Origin of the sequence: Endozoicomonas sp. Mp262, assembly GCF_025643335.1 — a bacterium.
Lineage (GTDB): Bacteria > Pseudomonadota > Gammaproteobacteria > Pseudomonadales > Endozoicomonadaceae > Endonucleibacter.
Genome location: NZ_CP092489.1, coordinates 48,367 through 66,659, shown reverse-complemented (window position 1 = coordinate 66,659; position 18,293 = coordinate 48,367). Strand labels below are relative to the sequence as shown.

General features: G+C 45.3%; 13 protein-coding genes. 8 read left to right on the top strand and 5 right to left on the bottom strand.

Features of this window, described 5'->3' with window-relative positions:
* Nucleotides 1–197 precede the first annotated feature (197 nt).
* A complete protein-coding gene (locus MJ595_RS00300) occupies nt 198–1,535 on the top strand; it encodes an IS1380 family transposase (RefSeq protein ID WP_263078015.1) in 1,338 nt (445 codons plus the stop codon).
* 212 nt (nt 1,536–1,747) lie between these two features.
* Here the strand turns inward: MJ595_RS00300 and MJ595_RS00295 are convergent, their stop codons facing one another.
* A complete protein-coding gene (locus MJ595_RS00295; RefSeq protein WP_263080529.1) occupies nt 1,748–2,176 on the bottom strand; it encodes a hypothetical protein in 429 nt (142 codons plus the stop codon).
* A gap of 406 nt (nt 2,177–2,582) precedes the next feature.
* Here MJ595_RS00295 and MJ595_RS00290 point away from each other — a divergent pair, with 406 nt between their 5' ends.
* The 7 genes from MJ595_RS00290 (at nt 2,583) to MJ595_RS00260 (ending at nt 11,527) form a co-directional block, all read left to right on the top strand.
* Nucleotides 2,583–3,071 (top strand): FxsA family protein, encoded by a 489-nt coding sequence (locus MJ595_RS00290; RefSeq protein WP_263080528.1) that lies wholly within the window; start codon nt 2,583–2,585, stop codon nt 3,069–3,071.
* Nucleotides 3,072–3,374: 303 nt separating this feature from the next.
* On the top strand, nt 3,375–3,668 hold the full coding sequence (locus tag MJ595_RS00285) for a co-chaperone GroES (RefSeq protein WP_263080527.1): 294 nt from the start codon (nt 3,375–3,377) through the stop codon (nt 3,666–3,668).
* Nucleotides 3,669–3,722: 54 nt separating this feature from the next.
* Nucleotides 3,723–5,372, top strand: coding sequence for a chaperonin GroEL (gene groL / locus MJ595_RS00280; protein ID WP_263080526.1), 1,650 nt, complete (start codon nt 3,723–3,725; stop codon nt 5,370–5,372).
* A gap of 170 nt (nt 5,373–5,542) precedes the next feature.
* On the top strand, nt 5,543–6,541 hold the full coding sequence (locus MJ595_RS00275; protein ID WP_263080525.1) for a hypothetical protein: 999 nt from the start codon (nt 5,543–5,545) through the stop codon (nt 6,539–6,541).
* Nucleotides 6,542–6,754: 213 nt separating this feature from the next.
* The gene (locus tag MJ595_RS00270; RefSeq protein WP_263080524.1) at nt 6,755–8,149 is read left to right on the top strand and encodes a hypothetical protein; all 1,395 of its coding nucleotides are present in this window, start codon (nt 6,755–6,757) and stop codon (nt 8,147–8,149) included.
* A gap of 324 nt (nt 8,150–8,473) precedes the next feature.
* Entirely contained in the window at nt 8,474–9,160 is a 687-nt protein-coding gene (locus MJ595_RS00265) for a hypothetical protein (RefSeq protein ID WP_263322425.1), read from the top strand.
* 249 nt (nt 9,161–9,409) lie between these two features.
* Complete coding sequence (locus tag MJ595_RS00260; protein WP_263080523.1) at nt 9,410–11,527, top strand: hypothetical protein; 2,118 nt, start codon at nt 9,410–9,412, stop codon at nt 11,525–11,527.
* A gap of 63 nt (nt 11,528–11,590) precedes the next feature.
* On the opposite strand, the gene MJ595_RS00255 is transcribed toward MJ595_RS00260, so the two are convergent.
* From MJ595_RS00255 to MJ595_RS00240, 4 genes are all read right to left on the bottom strand, one after another.
* Nucleotides 11,591–13,303: an AMP-binding protein gene (locus MJ595_RS00255; RefSeq protein ID WP_263080521.1), complete on the bottom strand. Its 1,713-nt coding sequence runs from the start codon at nt 13,301–13,303 to the stop codon at nt 11,591–11,593.
* 451 nt (nt 13,304–13,754) lie between these two features.
* Nucleotides 13,755–15,170, bottom strand: coding sequence for a wax ester/triacylglycerol synthase family O-acyltransferase (locus MJ595_RS00250; protein ID WP_263080520.1), 1,416 nt, complete (start codon nt 15,168–15,170; stop codon nt 13,755–13,757).
* 89 nt (nt 15,171–15,259) lie between these two features.
* Nucleotides 15,260–15,661 carry a phasin family protein gene (locus MJ595_RS00245; RefSeq protein WP_263080519.1) on the bottom strand — a complete coding sequence of 134 codons (402 nt, stop codon included), beginning with the start codon at nt 15,659–15,661 and terminating at the stop codon, nt 15,260–15,262.
* 212 nt (nt 15,662–15,873) lie between these two features.
* Nucleotides 15,874–17,892, bottom strand: a complete 2,019-nt coding sequence (locus tag MJ595_RS00240; RefSeq protein ID WP_263080518.1) for an SDR family oxidoreductase — start codon at nt 17,890–17,892, stop codon at nt 15,874–15,876.
* Nucleotides 17,893–18,293 lie beyond the last annotated feature (401 nt).

The following is an 18,293-nucleotide window of genomic DNA, read 5'->3' as shown; positions in this document are numbered from 1 at the left end:
GTTGTTGCTACTTTAGGTGAGTTATCTATAAATCCAGAGTCGTTTGTTTTACTTGTTGATGTAGAATTACTGTTTCTTTTTCTTTCTTTCCTGAATCCGTGAGTTCACTGTAGCCCAACTCCTCTGGATCAACCACAAAACGTAAGTTCCAAGTTAAAATGCACCCACTCTAATTTTCACCACCTGGGTGCATTTTTGTGAAACTGAAAATTGAACAATCACAGACGGAATTTTATACACCGGTCGCAGGGCTTTATTTCGTTGGTCATGCACTCAACAAAAAGACAGCGTTAAGCAAATCCCTGCGCAAAATAAAAAAAAGGCACCGTATCACTCATATCGACCTGATCAGAGCTTACTGCGGCCAACTGGCTCAGGGTAAAAGTGATTTTGATAATGTTGATAATAACCGGGATAACGACTGGTTCCGGTTGGCAATGGGCATTAAACAAATGCCTTCAGCCAGCCGCTTAAGACAGCGTTTCAATGAAGATGCCGCCCAACTGATTCCTTTCATCGAGGACAGCCTTACCGATGTCCTGGTTAATCTTCAGGTGCCCGTCACACCCCTTCCGAAAAAACTCGATAAGAAGCAGCACATACCACTGGATATCGACGTATTCCCTATGGATAACAGCAATACCAAAAAGGAGGGGGTCGAGTACACGTATAAAAAATTCTTTGGTTATGCCCCTATTGCCGCTTACTTTGGCTGCGAAGGCTGGTGCCTGGGATGTGAATTACGCCCAGGCTCTCAGCACTCCCAGAATGATTTTATTGGCTTTTTACAAGCAGTGCTGCACCGCAGCCGACGTTTGACCCGAGCGCCTATTCTGGTTCGCCTTGATAGTGGCCACGATGCTGAGGAATCGCGCCGGGAAATCGCCGGGTTCAAAGGTGTGAATCACATTATCAAGCTCAACCCAAGAAAGTATCACACCAAGGAACACTGGCTCCCCATTTTTGAAGAAAAGCAAGTCAAATGGGAGGAGTCGCGTCCAGGAAAGAGTTATGCGACACTCTCAACCGTCTATGAAACCAACTATGGTAACCAGCGTCTGATTATTCGCATTATCAAGCGTACCACTGATACTGTAGGGCAGAGATTTCTGACACCCGATTATGAGCTGGAAGGATGGTGGACAACACTCAGCGAAGCTGACTACAGCGATGATCAGATCATTAATCTTTATGAGGATCATGCGACCAGCGAGCAGTTTCACAGTGAGTTGAAGACTGATATGGATTTAGAGCGCCTGCCTTCAGGCAAGTTTGACACCAACGACCTGGTGATGTGTTTGGGTGCACTGGTCTATAACATTCTGCGCTACATGGGGCAGAGTTGCTTGCTCGGGCCAGATGCGCCGGTACGTCATAAAGCCAAACGACGCCGGTTAAAAACCGTGATACAGGAACTCATCTACCTGGCTGCCCGTCTTCTGAAAAAAGGACATCAATACCGGCTACGCTTTGGTCGTTACTGTCCTGGTTTCAGGTCTTTCCATCAATTAATAAGCCAGCATGCACTTTGTTGATTGAATAGCGAGATAGAAAAAAATGCCATAAATGAGAAAGTACTGTATTGATAACGGTAGGGCTTCTTTCAACCTGTCTTCAAGTTTGATGATATTTTGATCAGCATTTATGCTTAAAAACGACATAAAAACACTTCAATCAATAACCCGAGTTATTTTCAAAGGAAAAAATTAATCAGCACATTTTCAAAACTGCCGGGCAAATCAAGAAATCACGGATTCAGGTCTTTGGATAAGTATCCTTTCATTTGGGCTTTTTCTAGTTCAGCTACTGTTGATATATCGGATTTTCCAGAGAGGTTTCGATGACGCGGTTTCTCTATATGTTCACTTTCTTCTTCTGAATCGCTACTTATAGAGTCTTCCTGTTTGTCGCTCTTTCCAATCCAACTGCACAGCCTCTGAAAAATACTTCCAAGCCTGCTTGGTTTTCGATTAGCAGGGTTTGTAACTTCTGTGTACTGGATATCCTCACTACTAGAGCCATTAGTGCTGTGTGTGGCGCAGAAGGCGTTTGTTACGACTGATAAAATAATAGCTGGGAATATACCTGATACCCATCTTTGGTGTGAGTACAGTGTTTTGCTTTCATTAGAAGGGGGCTTTTTCTGAAAGGCATTGAGCGCGTCGTAGGTGTTCATGTAAACGGAAAACCTTAACCTTATATTTGGTTATTTCTAAATTTACTATTTAGGATAGGAGTGGATGCGTGGAATGGTTTTTCGGGTTATACGTATTTTTGTCAAGTGTATTTTTTTGTCTGCTGATGCAGCCAAGCGTAAATCTCCATACCATTCGTGCTGAGATTACCATAGAAAAAAACGACTAAAGTCAGGTATAAATGCCTGGTCTTTACACTTTGTTTACTTTTGATATTTTTAGCACTCTCATATGCAGCAAAGGCCTATAGCTATTGACAAGCATCTTGTGTTTTTTTTGCTACTCAATGGGAGCTCGCACATCATGCTTAACCATGATCTTTAGTATCCCTTGAAATTTCCCATAGATTTCCCAATATAACTGAGAACATCCTTAACGGAGGCAGATATGCGCTTCCTTCCTTTGTTCTTTGTATTATTACCGGTTCTTGAAATGGTGGTGCTCATTAAGGTGGGTGGCATGATTGGTGCGCTGAATACAGTGGCGCTGGTGATCCTTGGAGGGATTTTGGGGCTGGGCATTATCCGGCAGCAAGGATTCAGTACTATGCTCAATGTCCGGACAACCATGGCTCAAGGAGAGTTACCCGCCCAGGATATTATTGAAGGGGGAGTCATGGCCATGGCAGGTTTTTTGATTATGCTGCCGGGCTTTATTACTGATTTTCTGGGGTTGGCCTTGCTGGTGCCGGCCAGTCGTCTGTTTATTATTCGAAAAATCCTTGGTTCTGGTCATTGGCAGGTTCGGCAAACCGAAGTGTATGATGGCGAATTTTACCGGGAAACCCGGCGTGATCAGGGGCATGCAAGAGTGAATCATACCTATGAGGGGGAGCTGGTAAATGATGCTCAAAGGGATGATTCGGTGAAAAAATGAAAAAAAGTTAGGGGTAGGCCTTGAAATTAGTTCGGGTCACCCTTAAAAAGTGATTCATCTGATTGTGTTTCGATTTCTCTGTCTTTCTGTCCACTTTCCAGGGCAGGGGGTGAGAACCAGAGATAAGCGGAGCATATCCTCAGCTAAACAAGCTTGGGGAACTACAGGAAAGTTACGAAGCCAAAGGTTTCGGACTTTCTTTGGAAACTGCTGGAACCATTGGTTAAACCGGGTTTTCCAGGGTGTTGATTTGATTGAATGCTGATTGTTCGGCATATCACCAAACAGTTGGAGATATAATCGATGAAAATTCGTCCGTTGCGTGATCGCGTGGTCGTTCGTCGTGAAGAAGAAGAAACCACTTCTACAGGTGGTATTGTGCTGCCTGGTTCTGCTACCGAGAAGCCAAATCAGGGCGTAATTGTTGCTGTGGGCGATGGCGCATATCTGGATAACGGCGAAAGACGTCCTCTGGGTGTGAGCGTTGGCGACAAGGTGATCTTTGGTAAATACGCAGATTCCAACACCGTGAAAGTTGACGGTGAAGAGCTGATCATTCTGTCCGAAGGCGATATCTACGCCGTTCTGGAAGCCTGATATCAGGTTCGGAATTCGATTGCAACTGTTTAAATTCTGAAAGGATCACATACCATGGCAGCAAAACAGGTTAAATTTGGCGACGAAGCTCGCAAGCAAATGTTGGAAGGTGTCAACATTCTGGCTGACGCTGTAAAAGCAACTCTGGGCCCTAAAGGCCGTAACGTTCTTCTCGAGAAGTCCTTTGGCGCACCTACCATCACTAAGGATGGCGTTTCCGTAGCCAAGGAAATCGAACTGAAAGACAAGTTCCAGAACATGGGTGCCCAGCTGGTTAAGGAAGTGGCTTCCCAGGCAAACGACCAGGCGGGTGACGGTACCACTACTGCCACTGTGCTGGCTCAGGCTATTGTTAATGAAGGTCTGAAGTACGTTGCTGCGGGCATGAACCCAATGGACCTGAAGCGTGGTATCGACAAGGCCGTTGCTGCCGTTGTTGAGCAGCTGCACGCTATGGCCACTCCTTGTGCCGATAGCAAGTCCATTGCCCAGGTAGGCACCATTTCTGCTAACGCGGATGAGCTGGTGGGTGAGATTATCGCTGAAGCCATGGAAAAAGTGGGCAAAGAAGGCGTTATCACCGTTGAAGAAGGTTCCGGCCTGGAAAATGAGCTGGACGTTGTTGAAGGCATGCAGTTCGACCGCGGTTACCTGTCCCCTTACTTCATCAACAACCAGGACAGCATGTCTGCAGAACTGGAAAACCCATTCGTTCTGCTGGTTGACAAGAAAATCTCCAACATCCGTGACCTGCTGCCAGTACTGGAAGCGGTAGCCAAGGCCAGCAAGCCTCTGCTGATCATCGCTGAAGACGTAGAAGGCGAAGCGCTGGCTACCCTGGTTGTTAACAACATGCGTGGTATCGTTAAGGTTGCAGCGGTTAAGGCTCCTGGCTTTGGTGACCGTCGCAAGGCTATGCTGCAGGATATTGCCATCCTCACCGGTGGTACTGTAATTTCTGAAGAAGTGGGCCTGTCCCTGGAAGGCGCTACTATCGAAGACCTGGGCTCCGCCAAGCGTATCGTTATTACCAAGGAAGACACCACGGTTGTTGATGGTGCTGGCATCCAGGCTGAAATTACCGGTCGTGTTGAACAGATTCGCGCTGAAATCGAAAACTCCTCTTCCGACTACGACAAAGAGAAGCTGCAAGAGCGTGTAGCCAAGCTGGCTGGTGGCGTTGCTGTCATCAAGGTGGGTGCTGGCAGCGAAGTTGAGATGAAAGAGAAGAAAGCCCGTGTAGAAGATGCCCTGCATGCTACCCGTGCTGCCGTTGAAGAAGGCGTGGTTGCCGGTGGTGGTGTTGCCCTGGTGCGCGCGCTGTCTGCCATCAATGTTGATGCCATTAATGCTGAGCAAAAAGCAGGTGTTGAGCTGATCCTTCGTGCGCTGGAAGGCCCAATGCGTCAGATCGCCAGCAACTCCGGTGACGAAGCCTCTGTGGTTCTGGACAAGGTTAAGTCTGGTGAAGGTAACTTCGGTTACAACGCCGCCACTGGCGAGTTCGGTGACATGATCGAAATGGGTATCCTGGATCCTGCCAAGGTAACCCGCGCTGCACTGCAAGCTGCCGCTTCTGTAGCCAGCCTGATGATCACTACCGAAGCCATGGTTGCTGACGAGCCTGAAGACAAGGCTGCCGCTCCTGATATGGGTGCCATGGGCGGTATGGGTGGAATGGGCGGCATGGGCGGTATGATGTAAAGTCATTCCCCTGTGAAGTCGGGCTGCTTTTCTAAATAGCCTACCTCCACATATAAAAAAACCTGCGTTTGATAGCGCAGGTTTTTTTATGTGTGCCTGTAAAGCCAGCGGTATTTACCGATATTAACTAGTACATCATTTCAATGGTATCAGCGCTTTGGAGGAAAGATATGTCTAATGTAGGGGGAGCAGGGCAGGTTGGAAATGCGCAGGGAACATCGCCTAATGTGCATAATCCTGACCCGTCTTCAGCAGAGAGTACGATGAATGGCTTGAAAGTCACTCAAAACCCAACGCCTGTTAATAATCTTAATACGGTAAAGCCTGACTCGTTACCCTCAGACCAAAGCTTACAGACAAGAAATGTCAGTGAAGCTGGTCAACCGGGTGAACTTCCTAGTATTAAGTCAAGCAAACAGGATCGTACTGTAAAACCTGGTGAGATGCTGGAAAAACCAGGAGGTCAGGCGAAAACTACTGATTCCAGGGCAGTAGCCAGTCTGAAGAGTGCCGGTGAGGCACCTGCTATTCTTGAGCCACAGGAAAAAGCAGAAAAATATATTGAGCATAAGCGGTTATCAGATGGAAAGGCTGTGCTTGAAGAGGCGAAAGCTAATCTGGACAAGCTGGCCAAGCATAAGTTTCCTAAGGATGTTGTTGTTAAAATGACACCCAAAGGTGAGAGTGAACCTGTTTCCATTATTCCACCGGATAAAAAATTTCTGAAGATGTCGCGAGAGCAGCAGGAGAATCTGATAGACCGGGCAATGGGGGTTCTGGATAAACGTCTGAATGGAGATCTGGCCCAGTTTGAGTGTGATGATCTTGATATACAACTGGACACGCTAAAGGCTGACTGGTTACAGCAGGAAAAGGATAAGGCAGAAACAGAAGGGGGAGTATTTGATAAAAAAGCATTAGAAAAGGAGTGGAATACCAGAGTGAAAGTTAATTATGAAAGTGATATTCATGTAAAAGAAGATGAAAATGATGCAGGGTTGGAGAAGAAAAATAAACATCAACTGTCTAATAATAAAGGCACTGAAAAGGAGGGTGTCGAGCCATTAAATCAGGGAGGTGATAATAAAATTAAGAGTGAGAGTACTAAAAAGTCATTGGAGGATAACTTGAGTGATGAATTTGATAATTCTTCGAAAGGTAAAAGGTAAGAAACTGCTTTAATGAATTTTATATAAAAGTAGACTTGTGTCTTTTTAAAGTGGTGGTATGTGATTTGACGAAGTAATGGTTTTTTCTATTATTATAACTTCAAAAGAATTAATGGGATAAATAAGGCTGGAAATAAACTTATGAAATATCCAGTCTTGCCTATAGGGATTTCTAATGGCGTTCTATCCTATATGATGTTGTAGGAAAATACTATGAATAAAATCAAGTTTATGTTTCTTGGATTCAAAGGGTGGGGGTTTCTTTTTATCTATCTAAATTTATTTCAGTTCAATGGTGTAGAAGCCAAACAGGCTGGTATAAAAGTAATACCCTCTGAAATGATGATTTTACAGGAGCACTGCTTTTTCCAGAAAGAAAAAACACTGGCTGAAGGTGGAAAGGTGCGCTTGCAATCGGTATGCGTTAATAAGGATTCAGAAAAACTTTATATTAAATTAAATACGACAGGTACTGATTTATCTCATCACGCAATGGAACCTTTTTCTGATCATGAGGGTGAAAGTGAAAAAAAACATGTCAAAATATCTGATGATTTAAAAATAGTGACTATCGCCATCCCCCTGGATAATGATCCAGATCAGGAGTTTTGGGTTGGCATAACCGATGAAAAGCATGTTGAAGAAATAGAACCATACAAGAAGAAAGAGGGGGAGGGGAATTCCAGTTTTTTAGGTCATGCTATCGGTGCAGTGGTTATGGTTGCCGCGGACAGTTTCACTTATTTTATTGGTTTGTCCAGTATTTTGGGGTCAAAAAAAGAAGGAATGGTTGCCAGTGCTACCAAGCCCTTTGATTATATTTTGCTGGCTAGTTCCATTAAGACTTTTGATGGTGTTCAACAATCTTTTTCTGAACAGCTGGGATCTATTCTTTCTCATGCAGGGACTGCCAGTGTTGTGGGATTGTCAAGCTGGGCTGCTTACAGGGTTCTGAATCGGATGCGGTGTGCAGGTATAGGCTATGTTCCAATGGCTTTAGCGAGTTACTTGCTTTCTCCCGCAGTAACTCATTTGGCTAAATCCATAAGGGCAAGTACAGCACAGGCTATTTATAGTTTTGGAGGGGATCCTGACATTGCATCCACCGTTGGTCAGGCAGTGACAGCGGGGATAATGTGGACAGCTGCGTTAGGGGTAGGGGTCGCCTCCTCGGATATAGCAGTTAAGCTGTGGGCTCCGGGTCTTGGAGTTGGCGCAGGCTACCAGACCATTGCATTGTTTAACCAGGTATTGGGTAAGGGGGTGATGACGAGTTTGGCTGGATTCCTGGCAAGTTATGGGCTTTCATCTGCTAATGCAGAGAATTTTTTTCCTGAATTGTCTGATAGCCTTCTGGAGGCATCAGCTGTTACAGTGGTTGAAGTGACTGCAGAAGATGAAAATAGAGTGCTTGGTGTCTCAATGCTTGGTGTGTTTGCCTTCATGCTTATGGACTATTTTTTTCCATCATCTGCTGGCAGTGGTATGTTTGCAAAGGTTCAAAAAAACACATTCAGTGCAATGACTATTTTGGCAGGATTTGGAATTTATCAACATTTATATAGTCGTGTGTGGGATTTCTGGCAGTTTATGAGAGAACCGGGTTAGTTAGAATATGTGATTGGTAGGGTAAAATAAGGGGTTCAGGTAGTGGTGAGGCTGTCAACTGCTTCTGGTGATCCCTGATAAAGGGCAAGTATGTGTAAAATGCTACCTGGAACGACCATTGTGGTCGTGCTTTTTTGTTGTTTACTTTTTCCTGTTGCTGAAGCATTCGAGAAGTTGTCCGGGGCCTTTTTGGCGGAAAAGGAGTGTCCGGTATTTCAATCCATAAAGAAGCAGACAAACCCTAAAAAACAGCGGCTTATTAAGGGAGAGTCATACTCGTTGCTGGGCGAAAATAAACCGGGTGGAGGCTGGGTTCAGATAAAAATGCCTGGGGGGGAAGTGAGGTGGGTCAGTAAACAGTGTGGAGAAGTTACAGGATTAATAATCAATAAGCCAGATTTTTTTACGCTGGCCATGTCATCATTCCCGGCATTTTGTAGCAAAAATAAAAATAAGCGATTGCCTGAGTGTAAATCTCAACCCCACTCCCACTCCCACTCCTTTGTGCTGCATGGGTTATGGCCTTCAAATAAACAGGGGAAACATCCGGCTTTTTGTAATGGAAGTGAAAAACGTTCAGCCTGCGACTATAGACCTATAGGTTTGAGCGGCAAGCAGCTTGCTTTCCTTGAAGAGGTGATGCCAGGAGTAAAGTCGTGTTACCAGCGCTACCAATGGTATAAGCATGGTGTGTGCAGTGGTATGACTGCTGAAATTTATTTTGAACGGGCTTCTGGTTACGCCCGTTGGTTTCAAAACTCTCCAGTGGCATTAGCGTTTAAAAAGCATGCGGGAAAAACAGTGATGCTTGAGCAGGTAAGAGGCTGGTTAAAGGCATGGGGTATAGATAGTTCCAGTAGTCTTCACTGCTATCAAGCTAAAAAAGGAGCAGTGTTTAAAGAAATCCGCTTATACTTCAGTGGTAATTTGGTTACTAAGCCGGATCACCATTCCTTGATTGATGCCCCATATTCTAATCAGTGTCCAAATGAGTTTTTTTTAGAACAATAGAATTTTTATTTTTAATAAAGTAGTTAAAAAGCTCAAAATATAATAGTCGTACAACTCACCAATTGATTCAGAATTGCTATATATAAATCGCTGTTGACGGCTATAGTTACTATGTCGTTTTAGTATATGCCTTTTGATGCCTATGCAGTTATTTTTTTTTGATTGAAAAGATATAGAACCGTTTGTGGATACTGCTTTTAAGGTATTGGGTGTCTTATCGTTTAATGCCTGTTATAGAGAGGTTGTCTTATGCATTTCTTGGAAGAACGGTCAATAAAAGGGCGTTTTATAGCAGTCTTTTTATCATCGTTATTAGTGTTTTTTTTACTAGGTGTAGAAAGCGATGGTGCCCATGCTAGCGGAAGAGGTGCAGCTGTTAAGACTAAATCAAAACCAAGTACAGTTAAAAGGGGGAGAGTTACTCAAAGAACAGATTCAAGGATAACCAGAAAAGAAAAGGTTCACGAAAGTGATTCAAGAAGTAGCGCAAGAGTCCATGCTTCAATGAGTCAGGAGGATTTGGCAAGAAAATACTTGTATGATGATTATAAAGATATGGATGATGACGAGTTGGTTGAACGTCAGCCTACACTTGAGGCTAAAGTAGTAGACGCACAGGGTGAGGGTAGTGTGACTATTCAACTTAGCACGAAAACTTCTCATCAAGCTATTATGGATACAGTTACTGGAGGCAATGAATTGCTTTTCAGGCGGATCAACGAGCTTCTCAATCAATTTCCTCGAGGGGAAGATATGGGGGAAAGAACTGTGGAGCAGGTGAGAGAACTACTAGAGGAACAGCGAGCCGCTGAAACTCGTGAAATACCTGCTGAAAAGGAACCCATTACTCAAGCTCAGTTTAGTGATTTGATGAAAGAGGCTCTGGCTGATGCAGAAAAAATGAGGAGTATGAAGGATCATGCACGAGATCAGCAGCTGATAGGGAAAGTGGATAATATATTAAAAGAATTAGGAAAGGCTGCAACTTTATATGAGAGCCTTGAGGATAGACTGAAAAAAATTGAGTCTATGGATATGACTGCCCATATTGATCCCAGCGATAAAGCAGAACTAAGAGATATATTGAAGAGGCTTGGAGGTGAGGCAGCTAATATTCAAAAACAAATGGCTTCCTTAAAGGCAGGTCTGAAGATTTCTGTAGAGTCCACAGGGGAAGAGGAAGGTGTTAGTTATTCTGGGTTAACCGGTTCTTCAAGGTCTCATTCTTCAATATCTAAAGTTACTGAAGGTGAAGCAACTCATATCGCAGTAACTGATATGGATGCATTAGAAGTTAACGGCTGGGGAGGGGATGAAGACCCTGTTTCTGAAGCTATGCGAAGGTATACAAGGAGAGTCTTTAAGGCTGCCATGGATCAAAAGACTCATCAAATAGTTTCTTTTCAAGGTATGGGAAGAGAAAGTAAAAAGGCTCTTGGGCACTGGTTCAATAAATTAGTGAGTGGAGATGACAGATCGGGTGTTTATTTAGATGAAATGGCTAGTAATATTGATTATTTGGCATCGGAAGTCAGTACTGAACTGTCCAGCTTTTATCAATTAGATATCAATGAGCAGATAAAAATATATTGTGATCTTGTTGTTTTATTGTTAACTCCAACCAAGGTTTGGACTTTAGCTGGTGCAAAAAGTATTTTGTCTGAGCAGATGAAAATGATTGATGCGAAAAAATTGGCTGGGTTGGATAAGCTTAGATACGCAATAGTTATGTCAAAACTTAATCGAATGGAGCAGGAATTTAACTTTCATGGAGAGAATGAGTCTATTTATCTTTTAAGTGAGAGTGATAAAAAAATGGCTGTTTTTTTTACTGTCACAGAAGTTGAGCAGCCTGCAAGAGTAGAGAAAACCACGAGAACCAGGGCAAGGCAGGTTGTTACAAGAAGAAGTAGTCGTCGAGTGACCTGGGGAGATAAAAAAGAAACAACTGAAGTAGAAGGGCTGTTAGAACAAGGTGGAGAACAAGAACAAGAACAAGAACAAGAACAAGAACAAGAACAAGAACAAGAACAAGAACAAGAACAAGAACAAGAACAGGCAGGAGCCAATAAAAGTTGGGAGATTCATTCTATATTACTGACTTCACCAAAATCATCTCCTAAGTTTAAAAAAATACATCCCACTATTGAGGATGCAAGAGATACGGTAATTGCTCATTGCTGGCATGACAGAGGAAACCTTGACTTTTATTGGAAGGATCGCTCTTTACCAGCCAAGGTGGGTATCGTGACCAGTTGTGTTATAGCAGGCGTTACTTATTATTTTATTGGCCCACATATTATTTATGTAGGAAAACAAGGTGCTGTGGCACTTGGAAATGCTACTTGGACCTTCTTCGGCGGCTAAAAGTCCATGAAAATAAAGCCCGGTCATTAGTACTGGTTGAATTACCGGACTTTATTTACTTGATTAAGCAGCTTCCAGCCTCTTAAGCTCCTGGGCCCGAAGATCTTTCCTCAGGATTTTACCCACAGGTGTCATGGGGAGTTCATCCCGAAACTCAATTTGCTTGGGTACCTTGTAGCCTGTTAAATGCTTGCGGCAGTGTCCGATTAGCTCCTCTCTATTCAGGTTGCTGTTCTTGCGAACCACAAACAGTTTAACAGCTTCCCCTGTTTTTTTATCGGGAACACCGATAACTGCGCAGTGCTCAACGTCATTGTGTTTGGCAACCACATCTTCAATTTCATTGGGATAAACGTTAAAGCCGGATACCAGCACCATGTCCTTTAAGCGGTCAACAATGCTGATAAAACCGTCCTCCTTGATAATGGCAACGTCTCCGGTACGAAGCCAGCCATCACTACTGAGAATGTCATCGGTAGCCTGTTTCTGGTTCCAGTAACCCTTCATCACCTGAGGTCCCCGGATACACAGTTCTCCCCGCTCACCGATAGGAGTTTCATTGCCTTCTGCATCGATGGTCTTCAGTTCGGTATTAGGCATAGGCAGGCCTACGGTGCCTTGCTGGGTGAGCTCGCCAAAGGGATTCATGCATACGGCTGGTGAACATTCAGTTAAGCCGTAAGCTTCAGATATGCCACAGTGAGTTATATCCTTCCAGCGTTTGGCCACCTCACTTTGCAGCGCCGTTCCACCAGAAAGGGTGACCTTTAAATTGCTGAAGTCACAGCTCTTGAATTCAGGGTGGTTCATCAGGCTGGTAAACAATGTGTTAAGCCCAATGAATGCTGAGAACTTCCATGGTTTGATCATCTTGATAAACATGGCAGTATCCCGGGGGTTGGCAATCAGGATGCTATGGTTGCCCATTTCCACCATGGCCATCAGGTGTACCGTAAAGGAATAAATATGATAAAGCGGCAGTGGTGCGACAATGGTTTCCTGACCTGGCTGATAGAGAGGATTACCATCAGGGTCCCGTTGTTTCAACATGGCCTGGGCCTGCAGCATGTTTGAGACCATATTACGGTTGGTGAGCATGGCACCTTTGGCGACTCCGGTGGTGCCACCAGTGTATTGGAGGATGGCAACATCGTGGCTTTTAGGCGATGGTGGCCGTTTATAATTGAGAGAGCGTCCCTTATTCAGCGCTTTCCTGAATGCAGTAGCCTGTGGTAAACGGTAAGGCTTAACCATTTTCTTGATATGTTTGGCTGCAACATTGATTAATATTCGTTTGGGAGTTGGCAGCATGTCTGCCAGGCTGGTGATCAAAAGGTGCTTGATCGGCGTTTCCTTGAGAATTTCTTCGACCATATGGCCAAAGACATCCATGCAGATAAGGGCTTTGGCTCCAGAGTCGTTAAACTGGTGTTTCATTTCCCGCGCGGTGTAAAGCGGATTAGTATTGACAATCACCAAGCCTGCCTTCACTGCCGCATAAACGGCCACAGGGTATTGCAGCAGATTCGGCATTTGGATGGCAATTCGGTCACCCGGCTTCAGGTCGGTATAGGCTTGCAGCCAGGCAGCCAGCCGGGTGCTATATTGATCCAGTTCCCGAAATGTCAGGGTGTGTCCGATACCGGTTACTACAGGATTGTCAGCGTATTTTTTAACGGATGCCTCGAATACTTCGAGAATGGACCCATATTCATCTGGGTTAATGTTGTCGGGAACGCCCGGTGCTCGCTTACTGTTCCAGAAACCAGTTTCCATTATACTTCACTATTAATTGTCTTGACGTATTTCACAACTGAATAGCCATTGTTGTTGCCTGTATCCCTAAACAAGAACAGATCCCCCTGGTAGGCTATCGGTTGATTCCAGATTACGCATGTGTATGCGCATAGGTGTTATTTGCTGAACTCTAGCAATAATTACCTAGTTTAATATTGCTATATGTCAGGCTGGTTGTGATGTAAACAGAGGTGTTTTGTAGTCGTTATGTTACTTTATGTAAAAAGTACGGGTAAGACACCTGTGAGCCTGCCAGCCCGGATACTCCATCCATCATAGTTCCCGGTAATAGCGCCTGTGTTGCTCTACCTCTTGCCCCCATGCAGTCGTTAGGAGTTTTGTGCGGGAATACCGTACCGGGGAATACGGTTGACTGAACAAAATTCCTTGGAATGGCAAAGGGCAAGCAAGAAACGGGAGAAGTTCAGGGCTAGCTTACTGGCAATTTCTTCATCATTTCAGTGACCGTTCTTTTGAGGCAGCTGGCGTAACGCTCAGGGTCAGGCATCATCTCCTGGCAGGAGGTAAAGCTGATGCTGATTTTACCATTATAACTGAAGATAATGTGGAAAAGTCCAACCGTATCATAACAAATACCTGCCCCATGAAATGCCAGCATTTTTGCACCGGCATGGTAGAGAGGTAGCTGAGGGCCGGGTACATTGGTGATAACCGTATTAAATAACGGCTTCATACGGTTGGCTACGTTGTACTTGATGGCCTTATCAATAACCAGGTTGGTTAAAGTGGTTGGCAGCAGGTGAGTGGAATCCATTAATAGCTGGCCATTGTGTTGTTTCTGGCGAGCCTTGCCTGCAATATTCTCGCGATTGATGGCCGTCATTCGTTGAACGTGGTCGGCTTCATCTGTGTAAATGGCAGGGAACATAAATGATATATGGTTGCCCTGGGTGCTTTGTTGTGCGCTAGGCATGATATTCATCGGCACCATAGCACTCATTGATTTTTCCGGCAGTTCCCCTTTGCTATTGAGGTAGTGCCTGATTGCACCGGAGACAATGGTCATCATTACGTCGTTAACCGTGCTGCCAGGTACCAGTTTTCTAAGGGACTTAATATCAGTCAGGTCAAATGAGACTGCATCAAAGACTCTGTGAGAGGTAACCTTGCCATTAAATCGGGTTTTTGGTGCCAGGTAACGCTTTTTTTCGTTGGAAAGCAGTTTGCTGGCTACATCCTTAAATAGGGGAACTGCATGACGTGTGGTTGCCTTGGCTTTTGCCATAAGGTTGCCAGGCATATTCAGTGCGGCTCGGGTAATCAACTCAACCCCTGTGGGTACCCGGTCAACAATAATGGGTTCAACCTTATTGGGGTAAGAGGGTTTCGGGGATAAATCGTGAAGTGCTGCCAAAAGCTGGGCTCCACGGACACCATCAATCAGGGCGTGGTGCATTTTGCTAACCAGGGCAAAACAGCCTTCTGGCATGCCTTCGATATTATCCAGGCCGCTAATGACATAGAGTTCCCAGGGAGCGTGTTTTAAGTCCAGTGGCCTGGCATGAAGCCTGGAGGCCTGGGTGCATAGCTGCGTCCAGTTGCCGGGTTTGGGTAGGGCAATATGGCGGATATGGTAGTCCAGACTGAAGTCAGGATCACTGATCCAGTAGGGATAATCGATTCCCATTGGGGCGCTGACATGACGTTGCCTTAATACCGGAATCCGGGGAAGCTTCCTTTCAAAGTTGTTAAGGAATTCACTGAAGTCCAGTTTACCACCGGGCATGGTTGAGGAATCATAGATGGCCACACAACCCACATGCATGGGCGTGGTACCCGTTTCAAGGTTCAGGAATGTGGTATCAAGCGCTGATAACTGTTTCATGGATTCAAGGTCGGTAACGTATTTGGCAATCGTCGTTCAGCAATTGCTTGAGAGGGAAGGGAGAGGCTTTGGCCTCTCCCTAGCGCTTATCAGGCAGAAGCACCGGTAGCGGGCTTTGTCCTTTTAGTTGTTGTAGTCTTGGTCAGCTTTTCAGCTTCCTTGACTTCAATTTTAGGTTCGTCAGCTTTTGCTACCACACCGCCTTGAACTTCAGTCAGCAGTTTTACAGCCTTGGTCAGTTCTTCCAGCTGAGGAACAAGCTGGCTGGCCTTGTCTTCGGATTCTGGCAAAATTGTGGTGCGAACCTTAACCAGAGTATCGTTCAGCTTGTCCAGGGTCTTTTGCTTGGCGTTTTCGAAACGGTCGGACAGCTCATCACGCATGTCATCGCCTTCTTCTACCAGGTCTTCAAACAGCTTTTTGCCTTCCTGCCCCAGCTTTTCGTAACGACCATAGGCGCCCAGACCGGCAAGCCACAGTTTCTCGTACATGATTTACTCCTTCAATTTTAAGTTTGAAAGTATGTCTTTCTTGCCCCATATAAAAGCAACAAAAATCACTTTCTATGCTTATGGCTTTTTGCTGTGTGGTTGGCTTGTCCCTTTGTAAACAAGGGAGACTGGTGCGGACTTCCACAGCATTTATGTGGCCACCTTTCAGTGGCCAATCGATCATCTGATTAAAGGCTTTGTGTAACTGACTACTACCAGTTAACACCCTTTAGCATATTAACCAGAAACTTTTGCTCAGGTGTTGGCTTGTGCTGCACACCTTCATTATTGTTGCCATTAGACGCGGCACTGTCCGGGAACATGTTGTAGCCCGTGTTCATCAACAGGCGGCTGACATTTGGCAGCAGGTCATACATCATTTGGGAGAAGATGCCCAGGCGTGTGGCTATACGTGTTGGTTTCTGGATGATCGCCTTAATCAAGAGATCCGCAGCCTGCTCTGGTGTCAGGGTAGGTACGTAGTCATAAAGTTTGGTGGGGGCGATCATCGGAGTTTTTACCAACGGCATATTAATGGTGGTAAATTTCACTCCCTTATCAGCGTATTCGCTGGATGCGGCGCGAGTGAATGAATCCAGTGCTGATTTGGACGCAGTGTAGGCTGAAAATCGAGGGTTTCCAGCCAGTACTGCAATGGAGGAAATATTGATCACCTGACCGCCGCCCCGTTCCACCATTCCCGGTAAAAAGGCCAGGATTAGCCTCAGGGCACCAAAGTAATTGATTTCCATGGTGCGCTGAAAATCATGCAGGCGATCATAGCTGTGTTCAATGCCTCTGCGGATAGAGCGGCCTGCATTATTAACCAGGATATCCACTCCGCCATGTTCTTTAATGACTTGCTCGGTTAGACGCAGTGTATCTTCGTCAGAGGTCAGGTCAGCACTATAGACTGCCGCTTTTCCACCACGGTCGCGGATTTCCGAAGCGACCCCTTCAAGGGCTTCCAGGTTGCGGGCGACAAGTACCAGTGTGGCATCACTTTCAGCCAGTTGCAGAGCGGTTGCCTTGCCTATTCCTGAGGAGGCGCCTGTAATCAGAATAACTTTGCCGTTTACTTGCTGAATCAGGTTCTCAGGGGCGAGACGCTCTGTATCCAGGTTTTGTTCCCAGTAGCTCCAGATAACCCGGGCATACTCTTCCAGTGTCTTGAGTCGGATTCCGCTGCCTTCCAGAGCGGTGTCCGTATTAGTGCGATTAAATTGAGTGGCATAGTCCAGAAAACCCAGTGTTTCTCTCGGAATGTTGAGATCCTTGAGTAGCATCTCGACAAAATTCTGGAATGCCGGTGTTTTGGTGATGCTCTTTGCGAACATGGTGATTAACGGGTTGAAGTTATTGCCATCAATACGCATGCTCATTTTGGGCGCACGGGCAATATCTGCAAACAGGTTTATCAGTTCGCCAAGACGCCTTGGATTCGGGTCAGTGATATGGAAGGTTTTACCGTCAAACCCTTCCTTGTGGGCAATGTAATCCATTACATCGACAACGTAGTCTACAGGAACCAGATTAAGCCGCCCGCCCTCGATACCAATCAGGGGCATCCACTCTGGTACGGAGTCGCGCAGTTTTCTGATGCTGTGGAACAGGAAATAGGGACCGTCAACCTTGGTTATTTCACCGGTTTTTGAATGGCCAATCACCATGCCAGGGCGATAAATACGACAGGGGATTCTTGATTCCTGACGAACCAGCTTTTCTGAGTCGTGTTTGGTTTGAAGGTAGGCATTATCCAGTGTGCCTGCTTCATCCAGCATATCTTCGCCAAACTCTCCTTTGTAGAGTCCGGCAACAGCGATAGAGCTGACATGATGGAAGCGCTGGGCTCCCATTGCTACGGCACCATCCAGGGCATTGCGGGTGCCGTCAACATTGACGGCTTGCTGGATTTCCCAGGAAGCTTCTATATCGTAGATAGCGGCCAGGTGGAAAAACTCAATATTAAGTGCATTGAGTGTTTCCAGATCCGCTTCACTCAATCCCAGTTTCGCAAGAGTGATATCACCTTTATACAGATGGATACGGGGTTGCTGGTTTTTGTAACGCTCAAATAACTCCTGGCATGCTTCACTGTTTGGGTTTCGTACCAACAGGTGAATATGGCCAGGCCTTGCCAGCAGGCGCTCAAGTAGATGTGTGCCAAGGAACCCTGTTGCCCCGGTAACAAAATAGTGAGTCTGAATGGATGTTACATTGTCGTGAGACATCTGGTTACTTCTTCCGTTAGTCTGACTAATCGTATCTATAAAATTCGTTCTTTGGACTGAGCAAGGTTGTTCGATGTTCGAAGTGCTGGGTGGATATGCTCAGTGTGCAGACAGCCTTCCCCGTAAGCTGTTTCTAATCAGGATTTCAGGTTTTGGGAAACTGGAAAGCATTTATTGAATATCGGCTATCTCTTGTCACTATTGGTAGTGATACCTCTGGATAAACTGCATCGTTATCCCTCCCCATTTGCCAGGCTTTTTAGTGTGATAAGCATGGCTTTTGCATCGAATCATACAGGCGTTTGAATTTTGTTACCATGTTTGATTCAAGGTTTTTGATGTAAAGAATTGTAAGGCAGTTGATGCTTGTTTGACAATATATATATGCATCGACTTTTGTT